Below are 420 nucleotides of genomic sequence, written 5' to 3'. Positions count from 1 at the left end.
ATCATCACCCCTTTAGGCTGCCCAGTCGTCCCAGACGTATAAATCACATACGCCAAATCTTGCGCTGTACTTACCTCTGACAAATCCTCTACCGACTCACGTTCTAACTGAGCACACCCATCTACCGCTAATAGGAAAGGGAGCAATTCCTCTTTAGATAGCCACTCCCCAAGCCTTGTCATGTAATGGCTATTGCACAGCACAATTCGAGATTGTGTGTCCCCAACAATGAATCGGGTTCTTTCTTCAGGGTACTCCGGTGACACTGGCACATATGCCCCCCCTGCTTTCAAAACCGCCAGAATACTGATTACCATTTCTAGTGAGCGATCAAGATACAGCGTAATCAGTGTGTCTGGTGTTAACACTTCTCCTAAACGAGCCTGATATTGGGCACGTAAGTAACGTGCAAGTTGGTTC

Annotated in this window: 1 protein-coding gene; it reads right to left on the bottom strand. The window is 47.4% G+C overall.

Going from position 1 to position 420, the window contains the following annotated elements; translation table 11 throughout:
• Nucleotides 1-420: AMP-binding protein (locus tag Q0976_RS24050; RefSeq protein ID WP_299497400.1), on the bottom strand; the 420-nt coding region annotated here is incomplete at both ends.

The organism is uncultured Shewanella sp. (assembly GCF_947501665.1).
Lineage (GTDB): Bacteria > Pseudomonadota > Gammaproteobacteria > Enterobacterales > Shewanellaceae > Shewanella.
This window is presented reverse-complemented; position numbering and strand designations above follow the sequence as displayed.